A 6,532-nucleotide genomic window follows, 5' to 3' on the forward strand; every position below is an offset into this window, starting at 1 on the left:
GTGTCTGATTCGGTAAGGAACCGGGAGCACCATCTGCGTAGGCTTGAGGTTTAAGACTTGCGTCGCCTACGGTCTTGGATAGCCCCCGCCAGGCAGGGACCCCAATCTTTCAATTGACGCAATCGCTTGCGCCAACCTCTGTCTTACGCGTCGAGCGAGCCCTGGTCGATGACCAGACCTGGACCCATGGTGGTGCTCAGGGTAACGCGCTTGACGTAAATGCCTTTCGAGGAAGCTGGCTTGATACGCTTCAGATCAGCGATCAGGGCTTCAACGTTTTCCTTCAACTTGACGGCATCGAAGCCGATCTTGCCAACGGAGGTGTGGATGATGCCGTTTTTGTCGGTGCGATAACGAACCTGACCAGCCTTGGCGTTTTTAACCGCGGTAGCTACGTCTGGAGTCACAGTGCCGACTTTAGGGTTAGGCATCAGACCACGTGGGCCGAGGATCTGACCCAACTGACCTACAACGCGCATTGCATCCGGGGATGCGATAACTACGTCATAGTTCAGGTCGCCGCCTTTCATTTCGGCAGCCAGATCGTCCATACCTACACGGTCAGCGCCGGCAGCCAGAGCGGCCTCAGCAGCTGGACCCTGGGTGAACACAGCAACGCGAACGGTCTTGCCAGTGCCGTGTGGCAGCACAGTAGCGCTACGAACAACCTGGTCAGATTTACGCGGGTCAACACCCAGGTTTACAGCAACGTCGAACGACTCGCTGAACTTGACAGTCGACAGTTCAGCCAGCAGAGCAGCAGCGTCTACAAAATTGTAGGACTTGCCTGCTTCGATTTTGCCGGCGATAGCCTTTTGACGCTTGGTCAACTTAGCCATTACACACCCTCCACGTTAAGGCCCATGCTACGAGCAGAACCGGCGATAGTACGCACGGCTGCTTCCATATCAGCTGCAGTCAGATCCGCGTTTTTGGTTTTCGCGATTTCTTCCAGCTGAGCACGGGTCACGGTGCCAACCTTAACGGTATTCGGACGAGCAGAGCCGCTAGTCAGACCAGCCGCCTTCTTCAGCAGAACCGAAGCAGGGGTGGATTTGGTTTCAAAAGTGAAGCTACGGTCGCTGTAGACAGTGATGATCACTGGAGTCGGCAGGCCTGGCTCAATACCCTGAGTACGGGCGTTGAAAGCTTTGCAGAATTCCATGATGTTCACGCCGTGCTGACCCAATGCAGGACCAACAGGTGGGCTTGGGTTAGCCTGAGCGGCCTTCACTTGCAGCTTGATGTAAGCGGTAATCTTCTTGGCCATGAGGCACTCCAATTACGGGTTCGAACGCCTCGAAAGGCTCCCCGGTTACTTGCGCGTTTATCCCAGTGACGACAAAACCCCACAGCCTAAGGCTGCGGGGTTGGGATGCTTGCTCAGCTAGACTTTTTCGACCTGGCTGAACTCTAGCTCTACCGGAGTAGAGCGACCGAAAATAAGCACTGCCACTTGGATCCGGCTCTTTTCGTAGTTAACTTCTTCAACCGTGCCAGTGAAATCAGCAAACGGCCCGTCATTGACCCGTACCGACTCACCCGGCTCGAACAACGTCTTCGGCTTCGGCTTGTCACTACCATCAGCAACGCGACGCAGAATCGCTTCTGCCTCTTTATCAGTGATCGGTGCAGGCTTATCGGCAGTACCGCCGATGAAACCCATCACCCGAGGAGTATCCTTGACCAAGTGCCAAGTACCCTCGTTCATGTCCATCTGGACCAGCACATAACCTGGGAAGAATTTGCGCTCGCTTTTGCGTTTCTGGCCATTACGCATTTCAACCACTTCTTCAGTGGGAACCAGAATTTCGCCAAAGCCATCTTCCATGCCAGCCAGCTTTACGCGCTCTAACAACGAGCGCATGACATGCTTCTCGTAACCGGAGTAAGCATGCACAACGTACCAACGCTTAGCCACGGGACACCCTTAGCCGACAATCAAGGAAACAAGCCAGCCGAGCAGGGAATCAAGCCCCCACAACAGCAACGCCATAACCAGAACAACAGCCACTACGATCAACGTGGTCTGCGTGGTTTCTTGGCGAGTTGGCCATACGACTTTACGAATCTCGGTGCGAGCTTCCTTTACCAGTACAAAGAAAGACTTGCCCTTAACTGTCTGCAGGCCTACAAAGGCAGCTACAGCAGCAATGGCGAGCAATGCAAGTACACGGTACAGGATCGGCGAAGCAGAGTAATACTGATTGCCAACAACGCCAACAACCACCAAAGCGACTACTACTAGCCACTTGAGCAGATCGAAGCGAGAGCCTTGAGCTTCAGCTTTAGGAGTCATCTATGAAGATCCTGTGAAAAGAAAGCCAGACACACCAAGTGAATCTGGCAGGTCAGGAGGGAATCGAACCCCCAACCTACGGTTTTGGAGACCGTCGCTCTGCCAATTGAGCTACTGACCTAAAACAAAATCAGGCCGACCATTATGCCGGCCCGAAAAAGACATTACAACAACTTACTCGATGACTTTTGCCACGACACCCGCGCCAACGGTACGACCGCCTTCACGAATAGCGAAACGCAGACCATCTTCCATCGCAATGGTTTTGATCAGGGTAACGGTCATCTGAACGTTATCACCCGGCATCACCATCTCAACACCTTCTGGCAGCTCGCAATTACCAGTCACATCAGTCGTACGAAAGTAAAACTGCGGACGATAACCCTTGAAGAATGGCGTATGACGACCACCCTCCTCCTTGCTCAGAACATAAACTTCAGCAGTGAACTTGGTATGCGGCTTGACAGTGCCCGGCTTGACCAATACCTGGCCACGCTCAACATCATCACGCTTGGTACCACGCAGCAATACGCCGCAATTCTCGCCTGCACGACCTTCGTCGAGCAGCTTGCGAAACATTTCCACACCCGTACACGTTGTCTTGACCGTATCACGCAACCCAACGATCTCGACTTCTTCCTGAATGCGAACGATGCCACGCTCAACACGGCCAGTCACAACAGTGCCACGACCGGAGATCGAGAATACATCCTCGATCGGCATCAAAAACGGCTTATCAATAGCGCGCTCAGGCTGCGGAATATAGCTATCCAGAGTCTCGACCAACTTCTTGACGGCGGTGGTGCCCATCTCGTTATCGTCTTGACCATTCAGCGCCATCAGCGCCGAACCGATGATGATCGGAGTGTCATCACCAGGAAAATCGTAAGTGCTCAACAGGTCGCGCACTTCCATCTCAACCAACTCAAGCAGCTCCGCATCATCTACCATGTCAGCCTTGTTTAGGAAGACAACGATGTATGGAACGCCGACCTGGCGCGACAGGAGAATGTGCTCACGGGTTTGAGGCATCGGACCATCAGCGGCCGAGCAAACCAGAATCGCACCATCCATCTGTGCAGCACCAGTAATCATGTTTTTTACGTAGTCGGCGTGACCAGGACAGTCAACATGTGCGTAGTGACGCACGGCCGAATCGTACTCTACGTGAGCGGTGTTGATGGTAATACCACGAGCTTTTTCTTCTGGGGCGCTATCGATCTTGTCGAAGTCAACCTTTGCCGAACCGAACACTTCGGAACAGACGCGGGTCAAGGCTGCAGTCAGAGTAGTTTTACCGTGGTCGACGTGACCAATGGTGCCTACGTTGACGTGCGGCTTATTACGTTCGAACTTTTCCTTAGCCATCGAAATCACCCTCAGGAGAAGAATTTACAAGTCAAACAAGCCATTAAAACAAAGGCAGATATTTTCATATCTGCCTTGTTATATGGAGCTCTTGAGCGGATTTGAACCGCTGACCTCACCCTTACCAAGGGTGTGCTCTACCAACTGAGCTACAAGAGCGTAACACTGCGCAAGATCTGCAAACATGGAGCGGGTAGCGGGAATCGAACCCGCATCATCAGCTTGGAAGGCTGAGGTTCTACCACTAAACTATACCCGCGAGATTGCAACTCTCGCTAAAAATGGTGGAGGGGGAAGGATTCGAACCTTCGAAGTCGTAGACGTCAGATTTACAGTCTGATCCCTTTGGCCGCTCGGGAACCCCTCCTAAGCGAGCCGGCATTCTATATTATGCCAGCCTTCTGTCAAGCATTTTCTCATTAAAAACCTGAGGTTAGCTGCGTTGACCTCGCTTCGCGCTGATCACCTCTAAAGGTCTTCACTGCGAAGCGGGCGCCATTCTATGCAAACTAAACTGCGGGCGCAACCCCCTCACAAGGCATTATTTTATGTTTTAACTCGTTGAATTCTCTGGAAAGGTTTTGAAGCTGCACATCATCAAGCCAGCGGCGGCTTTCTGGTGCCACGCGCACCCAGTAGCCAGGATTATCAGGCAGATCCTTCGGCAGCGCCTGAAACCTGATCTCCATGCCGGTCAATCGTCGCTCGATTGCCTGAGCCACCTCCTGGCGTGAGTACCCTCCTACATATAGGCACCCACTATCCGGCTGAACCGTCTTGGCCTTGTCACGTGCCGCATCCGTGGATTCGCTCAGCAAGCGAATATCCTGCTGCGAGCCCCGGTAAAGGCTCAACGGCGTCACGTCCTTGGCTCGAAGAGGAGCCTCTTGTTGATGCCAGATGTAATAGAACACATTGAGGACAAGCAGGAGCAGGAACAACCAGCGCATAAATACCTCAGATCAAGGGACACGCCATCGCCAGGCCCACGAACACAAGGTCCGGAACCACACGGGCCTCAGGCACTACTCCAGCTACTAGCTCGGCATCTCCGCCGGTCAGGAATACGCAAAAGTCGTCTCCCCAGTAGCTGCGTGCCAGCTCCAACTGGGTCAAGACAAAGCCCCTGAGCATTAACGAGCATCCACGCTCCACCGCTTCGACGGTTGTGCGACCTGGAGCGAGACTCTCCAGCGCCCGCTCGGCGGCGAGATCTCCATATCGGATCTTTCGTGTATGAGTACGCAGTTGATTGCGCATCAAAGGCATCCCTGGACAAATAAAGCCTCCGAGATGCCCACCATCTCCACCGATGAAATCAGCAGTGACGGCTGTACCAAAATCCAGCACAAGGCAGGGGCCCGACGCGAGATGAAATCCTCCCAGCATCGCTAGCCAGCGATCAAGCCCCAACCGCTCGTATTCCTCATAACCGTTACGAACACCGGACATTTCGCGAGATGGTTTGGCGCAGGCAACAGATACGCCATAGGCGCTGACGAGCAAGACGGTCAGTGCGTCGGTTTCTTCGGCGGACCTGACACTTACCAAACGACAAAAGGACAGGGAGAGGCGCTCTATTGCATTCAGACTCTCCAGCAACGCCAGATCCGAATCGACAATACCCTCTCCCACCACTTCACCGGCACCGTCGCCGAGAACACGCCATTTTATAAAACTGTTTCCACAGTCGAGCTCAAGAATCATCACGCAACCTCAGGCTGAGCTCACCACCACTAAAGTTCTTTTCCACACCATCTACCTTCAAGCGCAAAGCACCTTGTTTATCGATTCCAAGCACTTCGCCATCTACCTGGTTAACACCAGCAATCAGCGATACCGCTCGTCCTTGCCATAGATGATTTTGCTCCCATTCCAACTGGATAGCGGAAAATCCTTCAACCTGGTGCCGGTGCAAATAGCCCTGTAGCTTCTCACTCAACACCGCGACCATCTGATTGCGATCAAACACCTTGCCGGCCTCCAGCCGCATCGACGTCCACTGCTGATCAACCTCATCGGTCATCTGCATATTTACGTTAATGCCAACTCCTAGTACCACGTGACATACGTCGGCCGGATCGCCGATCAGCTCGAGCAGTATGCCCGCTATTTTTTTCTGCCCGACTAATACGTCGTTAGGCCACTTAAGACCTGCAGCCGATACACCAAGCTCGCGCAAGGCGTGCATCACCGCAAGGCCGACGACCAGACTAAGACCTTCCAGCTGGCGCATTCCGCCTTCAATGCGCAACACCAGGCTGTAATAGACGTTTTCAGCGAATGGGCTTACCCACTTGCGCCCGCGCCGCCCACGACCTGCCGTTTGCCTTTCAGCAAGCACCAGGAACGGGGCAGCCCGTCCTCGCTCGATAGCTCGCAAAGCCTCGGCATTTGTGGAATCGATAGAGTCGAAGACCAAGACTGACCAATCGCAGGAAGGGGTCGCCTCGCTTATGCCTACAGGGTCAAGCAGCATCAATGGCGCCGCCAGTTGATAACCACGGCCGCGCACCTTGTGTATGGAAAGACCCAGCTCAGCCTCCAGGAGCTGAAGCTGTTTCCAAACTGCGCTACGACTGACACCCAAGGCAACGCCCAGAGCCTGGCCAGAGTGAAACCGGCCATCCTTAAGAAGCTTCAACAACGTCAGCATGCAAGTCTCGCCTCACAATGAGGCCCGCATGATAGCCATGCCCCGAGCCGTTGCATAGAAACCCGACGAGCGAGATTTTTTCGCGGACAAAACAAAACCCCTGTTCGCGTTAGCAAACAGGGGTTTCGGAATTTAATCTTGACGATGACCTACTCTCACATGGGGAAACCCCACACTACCATCGGCGATGCATCGTTTCACTACTGAGT

The 6,532-nt window shown here is 53.7% G+C and carries 8 protein-coding genes and 4 tRNA genes; all 12 read right to left on the bottom strand.

Annotation, left to right across the window (positions count from 1 at the left end; genetic code table 11):
- Positions 1-143 precede the first annotated feature (143 nt).
- On the bottom strand, positions 144-839 hold the full coding sequence (gene rplA / locus H7698_RS23445) for a 50S ribosomal protein L1 (RefSeq protein WP_162438840.1): 696 nt from the start codon (positions 837-839) through the stop codon (positions 144-146).
- A complete protein-coding gene (gene rplK / locus H7698_RS23450; RefSeq protein WP_008008888.1) occupies positions 839-1,270 on the bottom strand; it encodes a 50S ribosomal protein L11 in 432 nt (143 codons plus the stop codon). The genes rplA and rplK overlap by 1 nt, the downstream gene beginning before the upstream one ends.
- A 117-nt stretch (positions 1,271-1,387) precedes the next feature.
- A complete protein-coding gene (gene nusG / locus H7698_RS23455; RefSeq protein ID WP_054052239.1) occupies positions 1,388-1,921 on the bottom strand; it encodes a transcription termination/antitermination protein NusG in 534 nt (177 codons plus the stop codon).
- A gap of 9 nt (positions 1,922-1,930) precedes the next feature.
- Positions 1,931-2,299: a preprotein translocase subunit SecE gene (gene secE / locus H7698_RS23460; protein WP_008145488.1), complete on the bottom strand. Its 369-nt coding sequence runs from the start codon at positions 2,297-2,299 to the stop codon at positions 1,931-1,933.
- A 45-nt stretch (positions 2,300-2,344) separates the two neighbouring features.
- Positions 2,345-2,420, bottom strand: a tRNA-Trp gene (locus tag H7698_RS23465).
- 53 nt (positions 2,421-2,473) lie between these two features.
- Positions 2,474-3,667 (bottom strand): elongation factor Tu, encoded by a 1,194-nt coding sequence (tuf, locus tag H7698_RS23470; RefSeq protein WP_007896619.1) that lies wholly within the window; start codon positions 3,665-3,667, stop codon positions 2,474-2,476.
- Between the two features lie 83 nt (positions 3,668-3,750).
- Positions 3,751-3,826: transfer RNA gene (locus H7698_RS23475), tRNA-Thr, on the bottom strand.
- Positions 3,827-3,852: 26 nt separating this feature from the next.
- Positions 3,853-3,926: transfer RNA gene (locus H7698_RS23480), tRNA-Gly, on the bottom strand.
- 23 nt (positions 3,927-3,949) lie between these two features.
- A tRNA-Tyr gene (locus H7698_RS23485) sits at positions 3,950-4,034 on the bottom strand.
- A gap of 142 nt (positions 4,035-4,176) precedes the next feature.
- On the bottom strand, positions 4,177-4,617 hold the full coding sequence (locus H7698_RS23490; RefSeq protein WP_162438839.1) for a hypothetical protein: 441 nt from the start codon (positions 4,615-4,617) through the stop codon (positions 4,177-4,179).
- A 7-nt stretch (positions 4,618-4,624) separates the two neighbouring features.
- Positions 4,625-5,374, bottom strand: a complete 750-nt coding sequence (locus tag H7698_RS23495) for a pantothenate kinase (protein WP_194692917.1) — start codon at positions 5,372-5,374, stop codon at positions 4,625-4,627.
- A complete protein-coding gene (birA, locus tag H7698_RS23500; protein ID WP_194692918.1) occupies positions 5,364-6,323 on the bottom strand; it encodes a bifunctional biotin--[acetyl-CoA-carboxylase] ligase/biotin operon repressor BirA in 960 nt (319 codons plus the stop codon). The genes H7698_RS23495 and birA overlap by 11 nt, the downstream gene beginning before the upstream one ends.
- Positions 6,324-6,532 lie beyond the last annotated feature (209 nt).

The organism is Pseudomonas sp. p50(2008) (assembly GCF_015351605.1).
Taxonomy (GTDB): domain Bacteria; phylum Pseudomonadota; class Gammaproteobacteria; order Pseudomonadales; family Pseudomonadaceae; genus Aquipseudomonas.

Coding starts and splice junctions, on each gene's coding strand:
- rplA (WP_162438840.1), bottom strand. CDS start 839: ATGGCTAAGTTGACCAAGCGTCAAAAGGCTATCGCCGGCAAAATCGAA.
- rplK (WP_008008888.1), bottom strand. CDS start 1,270: ATGGCCAAGAAGATTACCGCTTACATCAAGCTGCAAGTGAAGGCCGCT.
- secE (WP_008145488.1), bottom strand. CDS start 2,299: ATGACTCCTAAAGCTGAAGCTCAAGGCTCTCGCTTCGATCTGCTCAAG.
- tuf (WP_007896619.1), bottom strand. CDS start 3,667: ATGGCTAAGGAAAAGTTCGAACGTAATAAGCCGCACGTCAACGTAGGC.
- H7698_RS23490 (WP_162438839.1), bottom strand. CDS start 4,617: ATGCGCTGGTTGTTCCTGCTCCTGCTTGTCCTCAATGTGTTCTATTAC.
- H7698_RS23495 (WP_194692917.1), bottom strand. CDS start 5,374: ATGATTCTTGAGCTCGACTGTGGAAACAGTTTTATAAAATGGCGTGTT.
- birA (WP_194692918.1), bottom strand. CDS start 6,323: ATGCTGACGTTGTTGAAGCTTCTTAAGGATGGCCGGTTTCACTCTGGC.